The sequence below is a fragment of the Escherichia sp. F1 genome (assembly GCF_046764225.1).
In the GTDB taxonomy this organism is placed as follows: Bacteria; Pseudomonadota; Gammaproteobacteria; order Enterobacterales; family Enterobacteriaceae; genus Escherichia; species Escherichia coli.
Genome location: NZ_CP177202.1, coordinates 1779502 through 1799921 on the forward strand (window position 1 = coordinate 1779502; position 20420 = coordinate 1799921).

The window sequence follows — 20420 nt, forward strand, 5'->3', positions numbered from 1 at the left end:
AATGACTAAAGTGACACGCGCAGTAATTGTGGGAGGCGGGATCGGCGGTGCGGCAACTGCGTTGTCACTGGCCCGCCAGGGGATCAAAGTGGTGCTGCTGGAAAAGGCGCATGAGATCGGTGAGATTGGCGCAGGTATCCAGTTGGGGCCAAATGCGTTTTCGGCGTTGGATAGCCTCGGCGTCGGCGAAATCGCCCGCCAGCGCGCGGTATTCACCGATCACATCACCATGATGGATGCGGTAAACGCCGAAGAAGTGGTGCGCATTGAAACCGGTCAGGCCTTTCGCGATCATTTCGGCGGCCCTTACGCGGTGATCCACCGGGTTGATATTCATGCCTCGGTGTGGGAAGCGGTACTGACGCATCCGGACGTGGAATATCACACCTCCACCAACGTCGTGGATATTCGCGAGACAGAAGACGATGTCACCGTTTTCGACGATCGCGGCAATAGTTGGATCGGCGATATTCTGATTGGCTGTGACGGCGTGAAGTCAGTGGTGCGCCAGAGCTTATTGGGCGATGCGCCGCGTGTCACCGGGCATGTGGTCTACCGTGCGGTTATCGATTGTGCCGATATGCCGGAAGATTTGCGCATTAACGCACCAGTATTGTGGGCGGGGCCGTGCTGTCACTTGGTGCATTACCCTTTACGCGGCGGCAAGCAGTATAACCTGGTGGTGACATTCCACAGCCGCCAGCAGGAAGAGTGGGGCGTGAAGGATGGCAGTAAAGAGGAAGTGCTCTCTTACTTTGAAGGGATTCACCCCCGTCCGCGCCAGATGCTGGATAAACCGACCTCCTGGCGACGCTGGTCAACCGCCGACCGTGAACCGGTAGCGAAGTGGGGAACGAAGCGCATTACGCTGGTGGGCGATGCGGCCCATCCGGTGGCGCAGTATATGGCGCAGGGTGCCTGTATGGCGCTGGAAGACGCGGTAACACTGGGTAAGGCGCTGGCGCAGTGTGAGGGTGATGCGGCACAAGCCTTTGCGCTGTATGAGTCGGTACGTATTCCGCGCACCGCGCGCATCGTCTGGTCGACCCGTGAAATGGGGCGGGTTTATCATGCCGCAGGAGTAGAGCGCCAGGTACGTAACCTGCTGTGGAAAGGGAAATCGCAGGCAGAGTTTTACCGCGGCATGGAGTGGCTGTACGGCTGGAAAGAAGATAACTGTTTGCAACCACGCTGAGTACTTTAATCCGCTGACCATAGGCGCTAACATAGCGCCTCATTTTTTTGCGGGTGATGATATGCGTGTGTTACTGGCACCGATGGAGGGTGTACTCGACTCTCTGGTGCGTGAATTGCTGACCGAAGTTAACGACTACGATCTGTGCATCACCGAGTTTGTCCGCGTGGTGGATCAACTGCTGCCAATAAAAGTCTTTCATCGCATTTGCCCTGAGCTACAAAATGCCAGCCGGACACCTTCCGGTACGCTGGTGCGCGTGCAGTTGTTAGGTCAGTTCCCACAATGGCTGGCAGAGAACGCCGCCCGTGCGGTGGAGTTAGGTTCCTGGGGCGTGGATCTCAATTGCGGCTGCCCGTCGAAAACGGTTAACGGTAGCGGCGGTGGGGCGACGTTACTCAAAGATCCCGAACTCATCTACCAGGGTGCAAAAGCGATGCGTGAAGCTGTACCGGCGCATTTGCCCGTCAGCGTGAAAGTGCGTCTGGGATGGGACAGCGGTGAGAAGAAATTTGAAATCGCCGATGCGGTTCAACAGGCTGGTGCTACAGAGCTGGTGGTGCATGGGCGGACGAAAGAGCAGGGTTACCGCGCGGAGCATATTGACTGGCAGGCGATTGGCGAGATTCGCCAGCGGCTGAATATTCCGGTGATTGCCAACGGTGAAATCTGGGACTGGCAGAGTGCGCAACAATGCATGACGATCAGCGGATGCGACGCAGTGATGATTGGTCGCGGGGCGCTCAATATTCCCAACCTGAGCCGGGTGGTAAAATATAACGAACCGCGAATGCCGTGGCCGGAGGTAGTTGCTTTGCTGCAAAAATATATCCGTCTGGAAAAGCAGGGCGATACCGGGTTATATCACGTTGCGCGGATTAAACAGTGGTTGAGTTATTTGCGTAAAGAATACGATGAAGCAACGGAATTATTTCAGGATGTTCGGGTGTTGAATAATTCCCCTGATATTGCAAGGGCTATTCAGGCAATTGATATCGAGAAACTCTAAAAAACCATAGTGATGTTTTTTGACAATGTGTTAGCTCTTTATCAATAGGCCGCACGGTTGTTTGGTGGCGTCAAAATCGCCGAGGCGTTCCCCGAAGGCCGGGGCAGCCCACATGGATGTGGGCTGAGGGCGCGTTTTACAGGGATGTTACCTCGCGCCCGACCCGGTAGCCGTAAGGGATAAGCCGAGGGCACCGCGCAGCGGCGATTTTGTTCGCCAGAGCCCGGGGGTGCAGGGGGCGGCGGCGATTGGTCGCCCCCTGCGCGCTCCTTGCGCCAGTGATTATATGAAGCAATGCACATGACAGGAGCGCAACAGGATGAGAGACTGAAATATTCTCGTTATTTTCGGATCTGATGACATTAATTAATTTTAAAATATCATCTTAAATACGCCAGTCACCACCAGTAGCCCAATCAGGAAAATAATCAATACAGCCCAGAATATAATTTTCATTGGCGTTCCTTTATTTGTGAGTGCTGAATAAGTATAGGAAAAAACGAAGCCCTTTGCCGCTATCCATAAACGATTAAGATAAATCGGAAGATATCATTCACTTAGTGTATATTTTTCTGGATATGTCGTTTTATTGCCACTGATGTATTGCCACGCGAAACTAAAAAATATATCGCAACACACGGTAATCTCCGCGCACCTTTTCTTACCTGATTATTCCCCCATGAATCGTGATTCTTTTTATCCAGCCATCGCCTGTTTTCCGCTGTTACTGATGCTGGCCGGGTGTGCGCCTATGCATGAAACCCGCCAGGCGTTAAGCCAGCAAACGCCCGCTGTGCAAGTTGACACCGCATTACCCACGGCGCTGAAAAATGGTTGGCCAGACAGCCAATGGTGGCTGGAGTATCACGATAATCAACTCACTTCACTAATTAACAATGCACTACAGAACGCACCGGATATGCAGGTGGCTGAACAGCGCATTCAGCTGGCTGAAGCCCAGGCGAAGGCAGTTGCCACTCAGGATGGTCCGCAGATCGACTTTTCTGCGGATATGGAGCGGCAAAAAATGTCGGCAGAAGGGTTAATGGGGCCGTTTGCTCTGAACGATCCTGCCGCAGGTACGACCGGTCCGTGGTACACCAACGGTACTTTTGGCTTAACGGCGGGCTGGCATCTCGATATCTGGGGAAAGAATCGGGCGGAGGTAACTGCTCGCCTGGGTACGGTTAAAGCACGAGCGGCGGAACGCGAGCAAACCCGCCAATTGCTGGCTGGCAGCGTAGCCCGCCTGTACTGGGAGTGGCAAACCCAGGCGGCGTTAAACACTGTCTTGCAGCAAATAGAAAAAGAGCAGAACACCATTATCGCGACCGATCGCCAGCTATATCAGAACGGGATTACTTCTTCAGTTGAAGGTGTGGAAACCGATATTAATGCCAGCAAAACCCGGCAGCAGCTCAACGATGTCGCGGGGAAAATGAAAATTATTGAGGCACGGTTAAGCGCACTTACGAATCACCAGACAAAGGCATTGAAGCTTAATCCAGTCGCGTTGCCGAAAGTGGCAAGCCAGCTTCCTGATGAACTGGGGTACTCCTTACTGGCCCGGCGGGCAGATTTGCAGGTGGCGCACTGGTACGTTGAGTCATCGTTAAGCACTATTGATGCGGCAAAAGCGGCATTTTATCCTGACATCAACCTGATGGCCTTCCTGCAACAGGATGCGTTGCACTTAAGCGATCTGTTCCGTCATTCCGCGCAGCAAATGGGCGTTACGGCAGGCCTGACGCTACCCATTTTCGATAGTGGTCGTCTTAACGCCAATCTCGATATCGCAAAAGCCGAAAGCAACTTGTCTATCGCCAGCTACAACAAAGCGGTGGTTGAAGCGGTGAATGACGTGGCGCGGGCAGTCAGTCAGGTTCAGACACTGGCGGAGAAAAACCAGCATCAGGCGCAAATTGAGCGCGATGCCTTGCGTGTGGTAGGTCTTGCGCAGGCGCGCTTTAACGCGGGCATCATTGCTGGTTCCCGCGTCAGCGAAGCCAGAATCCCCGCGCTGCGTGAGCGGGCCAATGGCCTGTTATTGCAAGGGCAGTGGCTGGATGCCTCCATTCAACTCACTGGTGCGTTGGGCGGGGGTTACAAACGCTGATGATATGCGCCTTCTATACTTAATGTTTATTCAGCGTTAAGTGGAGAACTCGATGGCACAGGTCGCGATTATTACCGCCTCCGATTCGGGGATCGGCAAAGAGTGCGCGTTATTACTGGCGCAGCAGGGGTTTGATATTGGCATTACCTGGCACTCTGATGAAGAAGGGGCAAAAGATACCGCGCGTGAGGTGGTTAGCCACGGCGTACGTGCGGAGATCGTGCAACTGGATCTCGGTAAACTGCCAGAAGGTGCGCAGGCGCTGGAGAAACTCATTCAACGACTGGGGCGCATCGATGTGCTGGTGAATAATGCGGGTGCAATGACCAAAGCGCCGTTTCTTGATATGGCTTTTGATGAGTGGCGCAAGATTTTTACCGTTGATGTCGACGGTGCATTCTTATGCTCGCAAATTGCGGCTCGTCAGATGGTGAAACAAGGGCAGGGCGGTCGCATCATCAACATTACGTCGGTGCATGAACATACGCCGTTGCCGGATGCCAGCGCCTACACAGCCGCTAAACATGCGCTCGGTGGGTTAACCAAAACGATGGCGCTGGAGCTGGTCAGGCATAAGATTTTGGTGAACGCAGTCGCACCTGGGGCGATCGCCACGCCAATGAACGGCATGGATGATGGCGACGTGAAGCCCGACGCGGAGCCTTCGATTCCTCTGCGGCGTTTTGGCGCAACGCATGAGATTGCCAGCCTGGTGGTGTGGCTTTGTTCGGAGGGCGCAAATTACACCACCGGGCAGTCGTTGATAGTGGATGGCGGCTTTATGTTGGCGAATCCACAGTTCAACCCAGAATAGCGCAGTGAGGTGCGTGGATATTTCATTGGGTTAGGCCAGATAAGACACGCCAGCGTCGCATCAGGCATGGAACACCCGGTGCCGGATGTGGCGTGAATGCTTATCTGTGGCAACTGCTTTACGCCTGATTATCCGGCTTTTTCTTCCCGCGTCGTTTCAGCCACCAGCGCACGCCTACCACCAGAACCACGACCAGAATCAACCAGACCCAGTGTTTCAAATGCTGGTCGAGATTGTGCAACCACGGCGCAATCACCTGACCACCAGCGTAACCGATAGTGGTAAAAATCAACGCCCAGGCAAATGCGCCAAGGATATTCAGTGGCAGAAAGATTTTCGGCGGCAGCTGGCTGGCACCAATCAGCGTCGGGCCAATCACCCTAAAGCCATACATAAAACGCGTACCAATGACAAACAGATACGGATGGCGTTGGATAAGTTTCTGCGCCCGCTCAATTTTATCCTGATGTTTCGAGAAACGGCGTAATAGCTTGCCGCCAAAGCGCCGCCCGCACAGATAAAGCACCTGGTCGCCAATCATGCCGCCAAGCGCCACAGAAAGTACCACCAGCGGGAACTTTAATAGCCCCTGATGTGCCGCAACGCCTCCCAGCAAAGTCACGGTTTCACCTTCCGCCAGGCTACCGATCACCAGCGCGGCATAACCATATTGTGAGATGAGTGTATTGAGATCCATAGGCCAGTCTGTCTCCCTTTAGTTGCCTGTAAGCATACACCCTGTGAATAGTTCACGCTGACAAAGGACATACATCAGACGCTGCAAATTACATGAGCGAACAAAAAATAATCACAAGCTGACTTATACTTGAACTGTCAGGTTCATGAACTCACAACAAGGGGGCGGTATGAGCCATGTATGGGGACTGTTTTCCCATCCCGATCGTGAAATGCAGGTGATTAATCGCGAAAACGAAACGATTTCTCACCATTACACCCACCACGTTTTGCTGATGGCGGCGATTCCGGTGATTTGCGCCTTCATTGGCACCACACAAATTGGCTGGAATTTTGGCGATGGCACTATCCTGAAGTTATCCTGGTTTACCGGACTGGCGCTGGCTGTCTTGTTTTATGGCGTTATGCTGGCTGGGGTCGCGGTGATGGGGCGGGTCATCTGGTGGATGGCGCGCAATTATCCGCAGCGTCCGTCACTTGCGCACTGCATGGTCTTTGCGGGCTACGTTGCAACTCCGCTGTTTTTAAGCGGTCTGGTGGCGCTTTATCCGCTGGTCTGGTTGTGTGCGCTGGTCGGCACGGTGGCGCTGTTTTACACCGGCTACCTGCTTTATCTCGGTATTCCGAGCTTCCTGAATATCAACAAAGAGGAAGGCCTTAGCTTCTCCAGTTCGACGCTGGCGATTGGCGTGCTGGTGCTGGAAGTGCTGCTCGCCCTTACCGTTATACTATGGGGTTACGGTTATCGTTTGTTCTAGAAAGTTCTTTTGTGTTGCATTGCTGGCGTAAATGTCAGCAATGCAGCATTTCCTCACGATTCTCCTTTGACGATCGCACTTTTTGCTCGTTATGATGGCGTCGCTAGCCTCAGTAAATCCTTACTCCGGCGGTGCGCAACCTGTGCGCGTGAACCACTATCTGAATGCTCATCATGCCGAAATTTCGAGTTTCTTTATTTAGCCTGGCCCTGATGCTGGCTGTGCCTTTTGCACCGCAGGCCGTTGCGAAAACGGCAGCCGCTACCACCGCTTCACAGCCGGAAATTGCCTCCGGTAGCGCGATGATTGTTGATCTGAATACCAACAAAGTGATCTATTCGAACCACCCGGATCTGGTGCGTCCGATTGCGTCTATCAGCAAATTAATGACCGCGATGGTTGTGCTGGATGCACGACTGCCGCTGGATGAAAAACTAAAAGTGGATATCAGCCAGACGCCGGAGATGAAAGGGGTCTATTCGCGCGTACGACTGAATAGCGAAATCAGCCGTAAAGATATGCTGTTGCTGGCGCTGATGTCTTCAGAAAACCGCGCGGCGGCAAGCCTTGCGCACCATTATCCCGGTGGTTACAAAGCCTTTATTAAGGCGATGAATGCGAAAGCGAAATCGCTCGGAATGAACAACACGCGCTTTGTTGAACCGACCGGATTGTCGGTGCATAACGTTTCAACCGCCCGTGACTTAACCAAACTGCTCATTGCCAGCAAACAATATCCGTTGATCGGGCAGTTAAGTACTACCCGGGAAGATATGGCAACCTTCTCTAACCCGACGTATACGCTGCCGTTCCGCAATACTAATCATCTGGTGTATCGCGATAACTGGAATATTCAGTTAACCAAAACCGGCTTTACCAATGCGGCGGGCCATTGTCTGGTGATGCGTACGGTTATCAATAATAAACCGGTGGCGCTGGTAGTGATGGATGCGTTTGGCAAATATACCCATTTTGCCGATGCCAGCCGCCTGCGTACCTGGATTGAGACCGGTAAAGTGATGCCTGTTCCGGCAGCAGCGTTGAGCTATAAAAAACAAAAAGCCGCCCAGATGGCGGCGGCGGGGCAGACGGCGCAGAACGATTAAGTGAAGTACGGATGGCGATACTCTGCCATCCGTAATTTTTACTCCACTTACTGCCAGTTTTTCCGCTTACTGGTTTTACCGATCCCCGGATTCATGCTGTTGGTCGGATCGTTCTCGCGATAAAACTTCTGCAACGTCTCCGGTGCTTTATACAAATGACCGACGTTATGCTCGGCAGGGTACTGCGCGCCGCGCTGCTGTAGCAGTTCCAGCATCTGTTCTTTCAACGCATGCACATCCACGCCTTTTTTAACGATGTAATCCTGATGGAAGACATAGCACATAAAATGGCCGTAATAGAGCTTGTGCACCAGCTGGCTGTCGATCTCCGGCGGTAAATGCTCATACCACTCGGTGTCGTTACGCCGCAGAGCGATATCCAGCGCCAGAATGTCTTCGACTTCATCGGAATGCACCGCTTGATAACGAATTGCTGCGCCCGCAGCGGCGAAACGGTGTAAAAACGCTTTGCTGCCTTCCTCCGGCGTACAGACAAAGAAATCGCCTTCGGCCTGTTTGAAATAATCCACCAGCCACGATTTGGCTTCACCGACGCCATCGCCCGCCATTTTTAACAGCAGATGATGTTCGTATTTATCGCGCCAGTTTTTCATGCGCGGCGGTAAATGGCTGGGGAACAGGTGACCGAATTTTTGCATCGCACGGTCGGTAAAATGCGGACGGAAGAATTTCACTTTCTCCAGCATCGCATCGGTGCGCCCCTTGAGATTAAAGAAGAACGGCATCTTGTCGGTGCCTAACTTATCAATCATCAGGAAGGTGTCTTTGCCGTATTTTTCCGCAATATCGTAGATATCCCGGTGCATATATTCCCCGGCAACCGGCAGATTTTCGAAGTTAGCCAGAATATGACGGCGGATTTCGGTCAGTACTTCCGGCTGGTTGGTGCCGACATAAAACACCTGCTGATTTTTTTCCGCTTCGAAGGTATCAAGACGTACCGCAAAGACGGCCAGCTTCCCGGCGCAACCAGAAGATTCAAATAACCGATCCGGATCGGCGTTATAACGTGCGGGCGTGTTGGCTTCAATATCACGAACGCGGTGGACATAGTCATAATCGTGGGCGTGACGACCATCGTGGCGCACATCGTCATCTTTGATGCGATCGTCATCCAGCTTGCTAAGGATTTGCTCCGGCGTTTCGCCCAGATCAATCCCCAGATGGTTCACCAGCGTCAGTTTGCCGTCTTCATTTATACGCGCGAATAACGACATTTCGGTATACGCCGGGCCACGCTGCACCAGCGAGCCGCCGGAGTTGTTACAAATACCGCCGATGACCGATGCGCCTATACACGATGAGCCAATCACCGAGTGCGGTTCGCGTCCCAGCGGTTTGAGGGCTTTTTCCAGCGAATAAAGCGTGGTGCCCGGATAGGCCAGCACCTGTTCGCCCTTACCGAGGACGTGCAACTTATCGAGACGCAGGGTGCTGATGATCACGATATCGCGATCATAATCGTTACCGTTTGGCGTCGATCCTTCGGTCAGGCCTGTATTGGCAGCCTGCATCAGAATAATTTTGTCAGCGGTGACGCAGGCTTTCAGCACCCGCCACAATTCCAGTAGTGAGCCAGGGAAAACGACAGCAAGCGCGTCGCCCTGACCAGAACGGAAGCCCTTGCGATAGCGGGCCGTTTTTGCGGGATCGGTGAGCAGGTGTGAATGACCGACCAGACGGGCAAGTTCATTCAAAAAGGCTTTATTATCAGTTGTTGTCATGGAAGACATTTTCCACTCCTTGTGGTGGCGAAAAAATATCACAAACTAGAATAGCGCCTTGTATGACAATTCAGCGAGTGAATATTTTGAAAATTCAGACAATAAACTGAGCATTCTTTTTCTCTCTCTATCATGCTTATGGCAAACTACGGTTTTTGCACCATTTTCGCTGCCTCGTCGGGCAACAGAGGAAGAAAAATCCATATGAAATGGCTATGTTCAGTAGGAATCGCGGTGAGTCTGGCCCTGCAGCCAGCACTGGCGGATGATTTATTCGGTAACCATCCCTTAACGCCTGAAGCGCGGGATGCGTTCGTCACCGAACTGCTTAAGAAAATGACAGTTGATGAGAAAATTGGTCAGCTGCGCTTAATCAGCGTCGGCCCGGATAATCCGAAAGAGGCGATCCGCGAGATGATCAAAGACGGGCAGGTTGGGGCGATTTTCAACACCGTAACCCGTCAGGATATCCGCGCCATGCAGGATCAGGTGATGGAATTAAGCCGCCTGAAAATTCCTCTTTTCTTTGCTTACGACGTGCTGCACGGTCAGCGCACGGTGTTCCCGATTAGCCTCGGTCTGGCCTCGTCTTTTAACCTCGATGCGGTGAAAACGGTCGGACGTGTCTCTGCTTATGAAGCGGCAGATGATGGCCTGAATATGACCTGGGCACCAATGGTCGATGTCTCGCGCGATCCGCGCTGGGGACGTGCTTCCGAAGGTTTTGGCGAAGATACGTATCTCACCTCAATAATGGGTAAAACCATGGTGGAAGCGATGCAGGGTAAAAGTCCGGCAGATCGCTACTCGGTGATGACCAGCGTCAAACACTTTGCCGCTTACGGCGCGGTAGAAGGCGGTAAAGAGTACAACACCGTCGATATGAGTCCGCAGCGCCTGTTTAATGATTATATGCCGCCGTACAAAGCGGGGCTGGACGCAGGCAGCGGCGCGGTGATGGTGGCGCTGAACTCGCTGAACGGTACGCCAGCCACCTCCGACTCCTGGCTGCTGAAAGATGTTCTGCGCGACCAGTGGGGCTTTAAAGGCATCACCGTTTCCGATCACGGCGCAATCAAAGAGCTGATTAAACATGGCACGGCGGCAGACCCGGAAGATGCGGTGCGCGTGGCGCTGAAATCCGGCATCAACATGAGCATGAGCGACGAGTACTACTCGAAGTATCTGCCTGGGTTGATCAAGTCTGGCAAAGTGACCATGGCAGAGCTGGATGACGCTGCCCGTCATGTACTGAACGTTAAATATGATATGGGGTTGTTTAACGATCCATACAGCCATTTGGGGCCGAAAGAGTCTGACCCAGTGGATACCAATGCCGAAAGCCGCCTGCACCGTAAAGAAGCGCGTGAAGTGGCGCGTGAAAGCCTGGTGTTACTGAAAAACCGTCTCGAAACGTTACCGCTGAAAAAATCGGCCACCATTGCGGTGGTTGGGCCACTGGCGGACAGTAAACGTGACGTGATGGGCAGCTGGTCCGCAGCCGGTGTTGCCGATCAATCCGTGACCGTACTGACCGGGATTAAAAATGCCGTCGGTGAAAACGGTAAAGTGCTGTATGCCAAAGGGGCGAACGTTACCAGTGACAAAGGCATTATCGATTTCCTGAATCAGTATGAAGAAGCGGTCAAAGTCGATCCGCGTTCGCCGCAAGAGATGATTGATGAAGCGGTGCAGACCGCGAAACAATCTGATGTGGTGGTGGCTGTGGTCGGTGAAGCACAGGGGATGGCGCACGAGGCCTCCAGCCGTACCGATATCACTATTCCGCAAAGCCAACGTGACTTGATTGCGGCGCTGAAAGCCACCGGTAAACCGCTGGTGCTGGTGCTGATGAACGGGCGTCCGCTGGCGCTGGTGAAAGAAGATCAGCAGGCTGATGCGATTCTGGAAACCTGGTTTGCGGGGACTGAAGGCGGTAATGCAATTGCCGATGTATTGTTTGGCGATTACAACCCGTCCGGCAAGCTGCCAATGTCCTTCCCGCGTTCTGTCGGGCAGATCCCGGTGTACTACAGCCATCTGAACACCGGGCGTCCGTATAATGCCGACAAGCCGAACAAATACACTTCGCGTTATTTTGATGAAGCTAACGGGGCGCTGTATCCGTTCGGCTATGGTCTGAGCTACACCACTTTCACCGTCTCTGATGTGAAACTTTCCGCGCCGACCATGAAGCGTGACGGCAAAGTGACCGCCAGTGTGCAGGTGACGAACACCGGTAAGCGCGAAGGGGCGACGGTAGTGCAGATGTACTTGCAGGATGTGACGGCTTCCATGAGTCGTCCGGTGAAGCAGCTGAAAGGCTTTGAGAAAATCACCCTGAAACCGGGCGAAACTCAGACCGTCAGCTTCCCGATTGATATCGAGGCGCTGAAGTTCTGGAATCAACAGATGAAATATGACGCCGAGCCTGGCAAGTTCAATGTCTTTATCGGCACTGATTCCGCACGCGTTAAGAAAGGCGAGTTTGAGTTGCTGTAATGCTTTAGTAAGGGCGCGACGTTTGCGCCCTTTAAGTATTTATCTGATTCTGCAACTGAATCCGCCCAGACAGGCTAACCCTGTCATTATCAACTATGCTTTTCTCTTAATTCGCTGAAAACAACAGTAAAAGAATGAGGAAAGCATCATGCCACTCTCAAAGCTCTGGGCAGGTTCATTGGTTTTGTTGGCAGCCGTGAGCCTGCCGCTACAGGCGGCTTCCCCCGTTAAGGTTGGTTCAAAAATCGATACCGAAGGCGCGCTGCTCGGCAACATTATTTTGCAAGTGCTGGAAAGCCACGGCGTACCAACGGTCAATAAAGTGCAACTTGGAACGACTCCTGTGGTGCGCGGGGCGATCACTTCCGGTGAACTGGATATCTATCCGGAATATACCGGCAATGGGGCGTTCTTCTTTAAAGATGAAAACGATGCTGCGTGGAAAAATGCCGGGCAAGGCTACGAGAAAGTCAAAAAGCTCGATGCAGAGCAAAACAAGTTAATCTGGCTGACGCCTGCGCCTGCAAATAACACCTGGACCATCGCCGTGCGTCAGGATGTGGCAGAGAAAAACAAACTCACTTCGCTTGCTGACCTGAGTCGTTATCTGAAAGACGGTGGCACCTTTAAACTGGCGGCCTCAGCAGAGTTTATCGAACGCGCCGATGCCTTACCCGCTTTTGAAAAAGCCTATGGCTTTAAGCTCGGTCAGGATCAGTTGCTGTCACTGGCTGGTGGCGATACGGCAGTGACGATCAAAGCCGCTGCTCAGCAAACCTCTGGCGTTAATGCCGCAATGGCTTACGGTACCGACGGTCCGGTCGCGGCGCTGGGGCTGCAAACCTTAAGCGATCCGCAAGGCGTGCAACCTATCTACGCGCCTGCACCAGTGGTGCGTGAATCGGTGTTGAAGGAGTATCCGCAAATGGCACAGTGGCTACAGCCAGTCTTCGCCAGCCTCGATGAAAAAACATTGCAGCAACTGAATGCCAGCATTGCTGTGGAAGGACTGGATGCCAAAAAAGTGGCTGCCGACTACCTGAAACAAAAAGGGTGGACGAAGTAATTTCCCGTGACTTATCTACGTATTAATCCTGTTCTGGCGCTGCTGCTGTTGCTGACGGCAATCGCAGCGGCGCTGCCGTTTATCAGTTACGCGCCTAATCGTTTAGTTTCGGGTGAGGGGCGTCATCTCTGGCAGCTGTGGCCGCAAACGATCTGGATGCTGGTGGGCGTTGGTTGCGCCTGGCTGATCGCCTGTTTTATTCCCGCTAAAAAAGGCAGCATTTGTGCACTCATTCTGGCGCAATTTGTCTTCGTATTGCTGGTGTGGGGAGCTGGAAAGGCTGCGACACAACTGGCGCAAAATGGCAGTGCGCTGGCGCGTACCAGCCTCGGCAGTGGTTTCTGGCTGGCTGCGGCGCTGGCATTGCTTGCCTGTAGCGATGCCATCCGACGAATCTCCACGCATCCGCTGTGGCGCTGGTTGTTGCATATGCAGATTGCCATCATTCCGCTGTGGTTGCTGTATTCCGGCGCGCTTAACGATCTCTCGCTAATGAAAGAATACGCCAACCGTCAGGATGTGTTTGATGACGCGCTGGCGCAACATCTGACGTTGCTGTTTGGTGCGGTGCTGCCTGCGTTAGTGATTGGTGTGCCGCTGGGCGTCTGGTGCTACTTTTCCACTGCGCGGCAGGGGGCGATTTTTTCTCTGCTGAATGTCATTCAGACCGTGCCTTCGGTGGCGCTCTTTGGCCTGTTGATTGCGCCGCTTGCCGCACTGGTTACGGCCTTTCCGTGGCTGGGTAAGCTCGGCATAGCAGGAACCGGAATGACACCCGCACTGATTGCGCTGGTGCTCTATGCCTTGCTGCCGCTGGTGCGCGGCGTGGTAGTCGGCTTGAACCAGATCCCGCGCGATGTGCTGGAGAGCGCCAGAGCGATGGGCATGAGCGGGGCGCAGCGATTCCTGCATGTTCAGTTACCACTGGCGTTACCGGTATTTCTGCGTAGCCTGCGGGTGGTGATGGTGCAAACCGTCGGCATGGCGGTGATTGCGGCGTTAATCGGCGCAGGCGGTTTTGGTGCGCTGGTTTTCCAGGGGCTGCTAAGCAGTGCCATTGATTTAGTGTTGCTAGGGGTGATCCCGGTAATTGTTCTGGCGGTGCTTACCGACGCGCTGTTCGATTTGCTTATCGCACTGCTGAAGGTGAAACGTAATGATTGAATTTAGCCATGTCAGCAAACTGTTCGGCGCACAAAAAGCCGTTAACGATCTCAATCTCAATTTTCAGGAAGGGAGTTTTTCGGTGCTGATTGGCACTTCTGGCTCCGGCAAATCCACCACCCTGAAAATGATTAACCGCCTGGTGGAGCATGACAGCGGCGTGATCCGTTTTGCCGGAGAAGAAATTCGCTCGCTGCCAGTGCTGGAGTTGCGCCGCCGGATGGGCTATGCCATTCAATCTATTGGCCTGTTTCCCCACTGGAGCGTGGCGCAAAATATTGCCACCGTGCCGCAATTACAAAAATGGTCACGGGCGCGGATTGACGATCGTATCGACGAATTAATGGCGCTACTGGGGCTGGAGCCAAATTTGCGTGAGCGTTATCCGCATCAGCTTTCTGGCGGTCAGCAGCAACGTGTGGGAGTGGCGCGCGCACTGGCTGCCGATCCGCAAGTCTTACTGATGGATGAACCTTTTGGCGCACTGGACCCGGTAACGCGCGGCGCGTTGCAACAAGAGATGACGCGCATTCACCGTTTGCTGGGGCGCACTATTGTGCTGGTCACTCATGATATTGATGAGGCGCTACGGCTGGCAGAACATCTGGTATTGATGGATCACGGTGAAGTGGTGCAGCAGGGCAATCCGCTGACGATGCTGACTCGTCCGGCGAATGATTTTGTCCGCCAGTTTTTTGGGCATAGTGAACTGGGTGTCCGCCTGCTTTCGTTACGTAGTGTGGCGGATTACGTGCGTCGCGAAGAACGGGCAGAAGGTGAGGCACTGGCAGAAGAGATGACGCTACGCGATGCGCTCTCCCTGTTTGTCGCGCGGGGATGCGAGGTGCTGCCGGTGGTGAACACGCAGGGCCAGCCTTGCGGCACGCTGCATTTTCAGGATCTGCTGGTGGAGGCGTAAGCGTATGAAGATGTTGCGCGATCCGCTGTTCTGGCTCATTGCTTTGTTTGTGGCACTGCTTTTCTGGCTGCCTTACAGCCAGCCGCTGTTTGCTGCCTTGTTCCCACAACTGCCACGACCCGTTTATCAGCAGGAAAGCTTTGCAGCTCTGGCACTGGCTCATTTCTGGCTGGTGGGAATTTCGAGTTTGTTTGCGGTGATCATTGGTACTGGTGCCGGGATTATTGTTACTCGCCCGTGGGGCGCGGAATTTCGCCCACTGGTGGAAACTATTGCCGCCGTTGGGCAGACTTTTCCGCCCGTTGCGGTGCTGGCGATTGCCGTTCCGGTGATCGGCTTTGGTCTGCAACCCGCGATTATCGCCTTGATCCTTTACGGCGTGCTGCCCGTCCTGCAGGCGACACTTGCCGGGCTGGGAGCGATTGATGCCAGCGTGACAGAAGTTGCGAAAGGTATGGGAATGAGCCGTGGTCAGCGACTGCGTAAGGTCGAGCTACCGCTGGCGGCTCCGGTGATTCTGGCGGGCGTGCGAACTTCGGTGATTATCAACATTGGTACGGCGACGATTGCCTCAACGGTAGGGGCCAGCACGCTGGGTACGCCGATCATCATCGGGCTTAGCGGATTTAATACCGCGTATGTGATCCAGGGGGCGTTACTGGTGGCACTGGCGGCGATCATTGCAGACCGCCTGTTTGAAAGGCTGGTGCAGGCGCTTAGCCAGCACGCAAAATAAAGGTATAACCTGCGAGCATGACGCCACCAATTCCGCCTAACGCCATAAACAGGAACAGGGCGATGACCCCAATTTTAGCTATGCGCATAATGCACTCCTTATGTTAACGAAAGGATTGTACAGTAAAGCGCATTTGTTAACGAATCATTAAATGCCGAGTGGGAAAATATCATGGCCTTGTTCCTGCCAACTGGTGAGTTGCTGCTGTTGGGCGGAGGTTCGATTTTCACCGCACCACACCAGCAATGTACGGCCTTCGAACAGTTCAGGGCGTAGTTGATTGAGCGAGTGGGCGAGGACATCAATGCGCCACCCTTGTTGACTGGCAATCCAGCCCTCCAGCCACAGACGGGTGGTATCGTGAATATTCCAGCCAACCACCAGCGCATCTTTACCCTGTTTTTTACGTGCCGAAGCCAGGCAAATGGCGATGTAGTTGATCAGTACGCCGTCGAGGATCGCCAGCAGCGCCTGGAGAGTCGGTTGTTGGCACTGAAGTCGTCGGCGCAGAGGAATAAACAGATGCGTGGTGAGTGTCTGGGCGGGGTAATCCTGACCGCGCTCTTTGATCCACGTTCGCAGGCTATGCAGATTGCCGCTTTGCAGGTAAGTCAGTAATGTTTCTTGCTGATCGCGCCAGCCGTTCTGCACATCAACATTTTCATTACTGAGCAGCATTTTTACTTTGCTGACCTGCACGCCGTTGTCGATCCAGCGTTTGATCTCGCGGATCCGGTCAATATCGGCATCGTTGAACAGCCGATGACCGCCGTCTGTCCGTTGCGGTTTCAGCAATCCGTAACGCCTCTGCCACGCGCGTAACGTGACAGGGTTAATATCACAAAGCAACGCCACTTCACCAATTGTGTAAAGCGCCATCGTCTCACCCTTGCTCGCGAGGTCCCGGTTTAACTTTAGACGCAGTTTTGCGAACCAGGTAGTTTTGCCCGTTTTTTGTGCATCTATAGGGTGATTTTATTTTTGCCAGGCGATTTTGAGTGATCGTACTCACGAATTCTCATTTTTCTGCAAGAGTTCAAAGAAAGTTAAACGCAGGCAATGTATGTTACGCGTTTTAAAGGGAAGTGTGGTTTGCGGGTATGTACGATTTTAATCTGGTGTTGCTGCTGCTTCAGCAGATGTGCGTTTTTTTAGTCATTGCGTGGTTAATGAGTAAAACGCCATTATTCATACCGTTAATGCAGGTCACGGTTCGTCTGCCGCATAAATTTCTCTGCTACATCGTCTTTTCCATCTTCTGCATCATGGGCACCTGGTTTGGGTTGCACATTGACGATTCTATTGCCAATACCCGTGCGATAGGCGCGGTAATGGGCGGCTTACTCGGCGGTCCGGTCGTCGGTGGGCTGGTTGGTCTGACCGGCGGGTTACATCGATATTCGATGGGGGGCATGACCGCGCTAAGTTGCATGATCTCGACCATCGTTGAAGGATTGCTCGGCGGCCTGGTACACAGCATCCTGATCCGTCGCGGGCGCACTGATAAAGTCTTTAACCCCATTACCGCCGGTGCCGTCACGTTCGTCGCTGAAATGGTGCAAATGCTGATCATCCTGGCAATCGCCCGACCTTATGAAGATGCGGTGCGTCTGGTGAGTAATATTGCTGCACCAATGATGGTTACCAATACCGTCGGCGCGGCGCTGTTTATGCGTATATTGCTCGATAAACGCGCGATGTTTGAAAAATACACTTCAGCTTTTTCTGCCACTGCGCTAAAAGTGGCGGCCTCGACGGAAGGCATTTTGCGCCAGGGGTTTAACGAAGTGAACAGCATGAAAGTGGCACAGGTGCTGTATCAGGAGCTGGATATTGGTGCAGTCGCGATTACCGATCGAGAGAAATTGCTGGCCTTTACCGGAATTGGTGACGATCACCATTTACCCGGCAAACCGATTTCTTCGACTTACACCTTAAAAGCGATTGAAACCGGTGAAGTGGTCTACGCTGATGGCAACGAAGTACCTTATCGTTGCTCTTTGCATCCGCAATGCAAACTGGGGTCGACGCTGGTAATTCCGTTGCGTGGCGAAAATCAGCGGGTGATGGGCACCATCAAATTGTATGAAGCCAAAAACCGTTTATTCAGTTCAATCAACCGCACGTTGGGTGAGGGGATTGCGCAACTGCTTTCGGCGCAGATCCTCGCCGGGCAATATGAGCGGCAAAAAGCGATGCTCACCCAGTCAGAGATCAAACTGCTTCACGCCCAGGTGAATCCCCATTTTTTGTTTAATGCGCTTAACACCATTAAAGCGGTGATCCGTCGCGACAGCGAACAGGCCAGCCAGCTGGTGCAGTATCTTTCCACTTTTTTCCGCAAAAACTTAAAGCGGCCTTCGGAGTTTGTTACTCTCGCCGACGAAATTGAACATGTGAACGCTTATCTGCAAATTGAAAAGGCGCGCTTCCAGTCGCGGTTGCAGGTCAATATTGCTATTCCGCAAGAATTATCCCAGCAGCAATTGCCCGCGTTTACCCTGCAACCGATAGTGGAAAACGCCATTAAACATGGGACATCACAACTGCTGGATACAGGGCGAGTGGCGATCAGCGCCCGACGTGAGGGGCAACATTTGATGCTGGAGATCGAAGACAATGCCGGTTTGTATCAACCGGTAACCAATGCCAGTGGGCTGGGGATGAATCTGGTGGATAAGCGTTTACGTGAACGGTTTGGCGATGACTATGGGATAAGCGTCGCCTGTGAGCCTGATTGTTACACCCGAATAACGTTACGACTACCATGGAGGGACGAGGCATGATTAAAGTCTTAATTGTCGATGATGAACCGCTTGCACGGGAGAACCTGCGCGTATTTTTGCAGGAGCAGAGCGATATTGAAATCGTTGGTGAGTGTTCAAACGCCGTGGAAGGGATCGGCGCGGTGCATAAACTGCGCCCGGATGTGCTGTTTCTTGATATCCAGATGCCGCGCATCAGTGGTCTGGAAATGGTGGGAATGCTCGACCCGGAACATCGTCCGTATATTGTTTTTCTCACCGCGTTTGATGAATACGCCATTAAAGCCTTTGAAGAACATGCCTTTGATTATCTGCTGAAGCCAATTGATGAAGCGCGACTGGAGAAAACGCTGGCGCGATTGCGTCTGGAGCGCAGCAAGCAGGATGTTTCGCTGTTACCGGAAAATCAACAGGCGCTGAAATTTATCCCTTGTACGGGGCATAGTCGGATTTATTTGCTGCAAATGAAAGATGTGGCATTTGTCAGCAGTCGGATGAGCGGTGTCTACGTTACCAGTCACGAAGGGAAAGAGGGCTTTACCGAACTGACATTACGTACCCTGGAGAGTCGTACACCACTACTACGCTGCCATCGTCAGTATCTGGTTAACCTCGCGCATTTACAGGAGATTCGTCTGGAAGATAACGGCCAGGCCGAGTTGATTTTGCGTAATGGCTTAACCGTGCCGGTCAGCCGTCGTTATCTGAAAAGCTTAAAAGAGGCGATTGGCCTGTAAAAGACTGCTAAAATGGCTTTTTGCCTCATCAACACCTGAAGGCCTCATGCTAAGTAACGATATTCTGCGCAGCGTGCGCTACATTTTGAAAGCCAATAATAATGACCTGGTGCGTATTCTGGCGCTGGGTAATGTCGAAGCCACCGCGGAACAGATCGCCGTCTGGCTACGTAAAGAAGACGAAGAGGGTTTTCAGCGTTGTCCGGACATTGTTTTGTCTTCCTTCCTCAATGGCCTGATTTATGAAAAACGCGGCAAGGATGAGTCTGCTCCGGCACTGGAGCCGGAACGTCGCATTAATAACAACATCGTGCTGAAAAAATTACGCATCGCGTTTTCGCTGAAAACCGATGACATTCTGGCAATCCTTACCGAACAGCAGTTCCGCGTTTCGATGCCGGAAATTACGGCGATGATGCGTGCACCGGATCATAAAAACTTCCGCGAATGCGGCGATCAATTTTTACGTTATTTTCTGCGTGGACTGGCAGCGCGCCAGCATGTGAAGAAAAGCTAAGACGGGTATGGCGGCCATGCAAAAACATGGCCGCCGACAGATTATTTCACTTCTTTAAAACCAGCGGCTTTCATCACCAGTTCCATTTGCGCCATAGTGATACCTTTTTTGGCATCTTCAGCAGAAACGTTGATTCCTGAAATACCCTGCAGGGCTTTGAAATCCACTTTTTCCATATCGATAGTCACGTTTTCCTGCGCGTAGGTATCGGTATAGGTTAATTTTTCTTCAACACCCGCGATGTTTTTGTATTTGGCGCTTAACGGCTCAAGTGTCTTGGCAGCATCTTCTTTGGTGGTTGCACCAATGGAGGCAAATTGAATTTTGGTTTCAGAAGATTGCTTAAGCACCTTGTCACCTTTGTAGACATAGGTAATGGCAATTTCAGTACCGTTCAGATTGGCGCTGAATTTTTTCGATTCTTCTTTGTCACCGCAGCCAGCAAGAGAGAAAACCAGAACAGATGCAACAACGAGGGAAAACAGCTTATTGAAAGCCTTCATGTAAAACTCCATTTTATTTAATCAAGAAACTGGTGACTCTCACCAGGGGCTATATAGGATATGCCTAATACC

The 20420-nt window shown here is 52.7% G+C and carries 20 protein-coding genes; 14 read left to right on the top strand and 6 right to left on the bottom strand.

What is annotated here, in order from left to right; all coding sequences use genetic code 11:
• Position 1: 1 nt before the first annotated feature.
• Positions 2 to 1195, top strand: coding sequence for a 3-hydroxybenzoate 6-monooxygenase (locus tag ACK8NJ_RS08580; protein WP_000170155.1), 1194 nt, complete (start codon positions 2 to 4; stop codon positions 1193 to 1195).
• A 61-nt stretch (positions 1196 to 1256) separates the two neighbouring features.
• Entirely contained in the window at positions 1257 to 2204 is a 948-nt protein-coding gene (gene dusC, locus ACK8NJ_RS08585; protein ID WP_411962348.1) for a tRNA dihydrouridine(16) synthase DusC, read from the top strand.
• 372 nt (positions 2205 to 2576) lie between these two features.
• Here dusC and yohP read toward each other — a convergent pair whose 3' ends face one another.
• Entirely contained in the window at positions 2577 to 2660 is an 84-nt protein-coding gene (gene yohP / locus ACK8NJ_RS08590) for a small membrane protein YohP (RefSeq protein ID WP_407065918.1), read from the bottom strand.
• Between the two features lie 223 nt (positions 2661 to 2883).
• Between yohP and mdtQ the strand changes: the two genes are divergently transcribed.
• Positions 2884 to 4320, top strand: coding sequence for a multidrug resistance outer membrane protein MdtQ (mdtQ, locus tag ACK8NJ_RS08595; protein WP_411962349.1), 1437 nt, complete (start codon positions 2884 to 2886; stop codon positions 4318 to 4320).
• A 52-nt stretch (positions 4321 to 4372) separates the two neighbouring features.
• The gene (locus tag ACK8NJ_RS08600; protein WP_085458887.1) at positions 4373 to 5134 is read left to right on the top strand and encodes an SDR family oxidoreductase; all 762 of its coding nucleotides are present in this window, start codon (positions 4373 to 4375) and stop codon (positions 5132 to 5134) included.
• 118 nt (positions 5135 to 5252) lie between these two features.
• Here the strand turns inward: ACK8NJ_RS08600 and ACK8NJ_RS08605 are convergent, their stop codons facing one another.
• On the bottom strand, positions 5253 to 5831 hold the full coding sequence (locus ACK8NJ_RS08605) for a DedA family protein (protein WP_000365433.1): 579 nt from the start codon (positions 5829 to 5831) through the stop codon (positions 5253 to 5255).
• A gap of 169 nt (positions 5832 to 6000) precedes the next feature.
• Here ACK8NJ_RS08605 and ACK8NJ_RS08610 point away from each other — a divergent pair, with 169 nt between their 5' ends.
• Together ACK8NJ_RS08610 and pbpG are read left to right on the top strand one after the other, a co-directional pair.
• The gene (locus ACK8NJ_RS08610) at positions 6001 to 6588 is read left to right on the top strand and encodes a Yip1 family protein (RefSeq protein ID WP_001295454.1); all 588 of its coding nucleotides are present in this window, start codon (positions 6001 to 6003) and stop codon (positions 6586 to 6588) included.
• 173 nt (positions 6589 to 6761) lie between these two features.
• On the top strand, positions 6762 to 7694 hold the full coding sequence (pbpG, locus tag ACK8NJ_RS08615) for a D-alanyl-D-alanine endopeptidase (protein ID WP_001319943.1): 933 nt from the start codon (positions 6762 to 6764) through the stop codon (positions 7692 to 7694).
• A 47-nt stretch (positions 7695 to 7741) separates the two neighbouring features.
• Here the strand turns inward: pbpG and dld are convergent, their stop codons facing one another.
• Entirely contained in the window at positions 7742 to 9448 is a 1707-nt protein-coding gene (dld, locus tag ACK8NJ_RS08620) for a D-lactate dehydrogenase (RefSeq protein ID WP_256270433.1), read from the bottom strand.
• A gap of 195 nt (positions 9449 to 9643) precedes the next feature.
• Between dld and bglX the strand changes: the two genes are divergently transcribed.
• From bglX to yehW, 5 genes are all read left to right on the top strand, one after another.
• Positions 9644 to 11941, top strand: a complete 2298-nt coding sequence (gene bglX / locus ACK8NJ_RS08625) for a beta-glucosidase BglX (RefSeq protein ID WP_000871482.1) — start codon at positions 9644 to 9646, stop codon at positions 11939 to 11941.
• A gap of 148 nt (positions 11942 to 12089) precedes the next feature.
• Positions 12090 to 13007: a glycine betaine ABC transporter substrate-binding protein OsmF gene (gene osmF, locus ACK8NJ_RS08630; RefSeq protein ID WP_001578647.1), complete on the top strand. Its 918-nt coding sequence runs from the start codon at positions 12090 to 12092 to the stop codon at positions 13005 to 13007.
• 6 nt (positions 13008 to 13013) lie between these two features.
• On the top strand, positions 13014 to 14171 hold the full coding sequence (yehY, locus tag ACK8NJ_RS08635) for a glycine betaine ABC transporter permease YehY (RefSeq protein ID WP_411962350.1): 1158 nt from the start codon (positions 13014 to 13016) through the stop codon (positions 14169 to 14171).
• A complete protein-coding gene (gene yehX / locus ACK8NJ_RS08640; protein WP_000569343.1) occupies positions 14164 to 15090 on the top strand; it encodes a glycine betaine ABC transporter ATP binding protein YehX in 927 nt (308 codons plus the stop codon). The genes yehY and yehX overlap by 8 nt, the downstream gene beginning before the upstream one ends.
• 4 nt (positions 15091 to 15094) lie before the next feature.
• The gene (gene yehW / locus ACK8NJ_RS08645; protein WP_000783144.1) at positions 15095 to 15826 is read left to right on the top strand and encodes a glycine betaine ABC transporter permease YehW; all 732 of its coding nucleotides are present in this window, start codon (positions 15095 to 15097) and stop codon (positions 15824 to 15826) included.
• Here the strand turns inward: yehW and ACK8NJ_RS08650 are convergent.
• Together ACK8NJ_RS08650 and mlrA are read right to left on the bottom strand one after the other, a co-directional pair.
• Positions 15807 to 15914, bottom strand: coding sequence for a protein YohO (locus ACK8NJ_RS08650; RefSeq protein ID WP_001216963.1), 108 nt, complete (start codon positions 15912 to 15914; stop codon positions 15807 to 15809). The genes yehW and ACK8NJ_RS08650 overlap by 20 nt on opposite strands.
• Before the next feature lie 59 nt (positions 15915 to 15973).
• Positions 15974 to 16705 (bottom strand): HTH-type transcriptional regulator MlrA, encoded by a 732-nt coding sequence (gene mlrA / locus ACK8NJ_RS08655; protein WP_001240398.1) that lies wholly within the window; start codon positions 16703 to 16705, stop codon positions 15974 to 15976.
• Positions 16706 to 16926: 221 nt separating this feature from the next.
• Here mlrA and btsS point away from each other — a divergent pair, with 221 nt between their 5' ends.
• The 3 genes from btsS to ACK8NJ_RS08670 are packed head-to-tail and all read left to right on the top strand — an operon-like array spanning position 16927 to position 19845.
• Positions 16927 to 18612, top strand: coding sequence for a two-component regulatory system sensor histidine kinase BtsS (gene btsS, locus ACK8NJ_RS08660; protein ID WP_001309587.1), 1686 nt, complete (start codon positions 16927 to 16929; stop codon positions 18610 to 18612).
• The gene (gene btsR / locus ACK8NJ_RS08665) at positions 18609 to 19328 is read left to right on the top strand and encodes a two-component system response regulator BtsR (protein WP_001308766.1); all 720 of its coding nucleotides are present in this window, start codon (positions 18609 to 18611) and stop codon (positions 19326 to 19328) included. The genes btsS and btsR overlap by 4 nt, the downstream gene beginning before the upstream one ends.
• A 46-nt stretch (positions 19329 to 19374) precedes the next feature.
• On the top strand, positions 19375 to 19845 hold the full coding sequence (locus ACK8NJ_RS08670; RefSeq protein WP_001295430.1) for a DUF1456 family protein: 471 nt from the start codon (positions 19375 to 19377) through the stop codon (positions 19843 to 19845).
• Between the two features lie 41 nt (positions 19846 to 19886).
• On the opposite strand, the gene ACK8NJ_RS08675 is transcribed toward ACK8NJ_RS08670, so the two are convergent.
• Complete coding sequence (locus tag ACK8NJ_RS08675; protein ID WP_001295429.1) at positions 19887 to 20348, bottom strand: YehR family lipoprotein; 462 nt, start codon at positions 20346 to 20348, stop codon at positions 19887 to 19889.
• Positions 20349 to 20420: the final 72 nt, after the last annotated feature.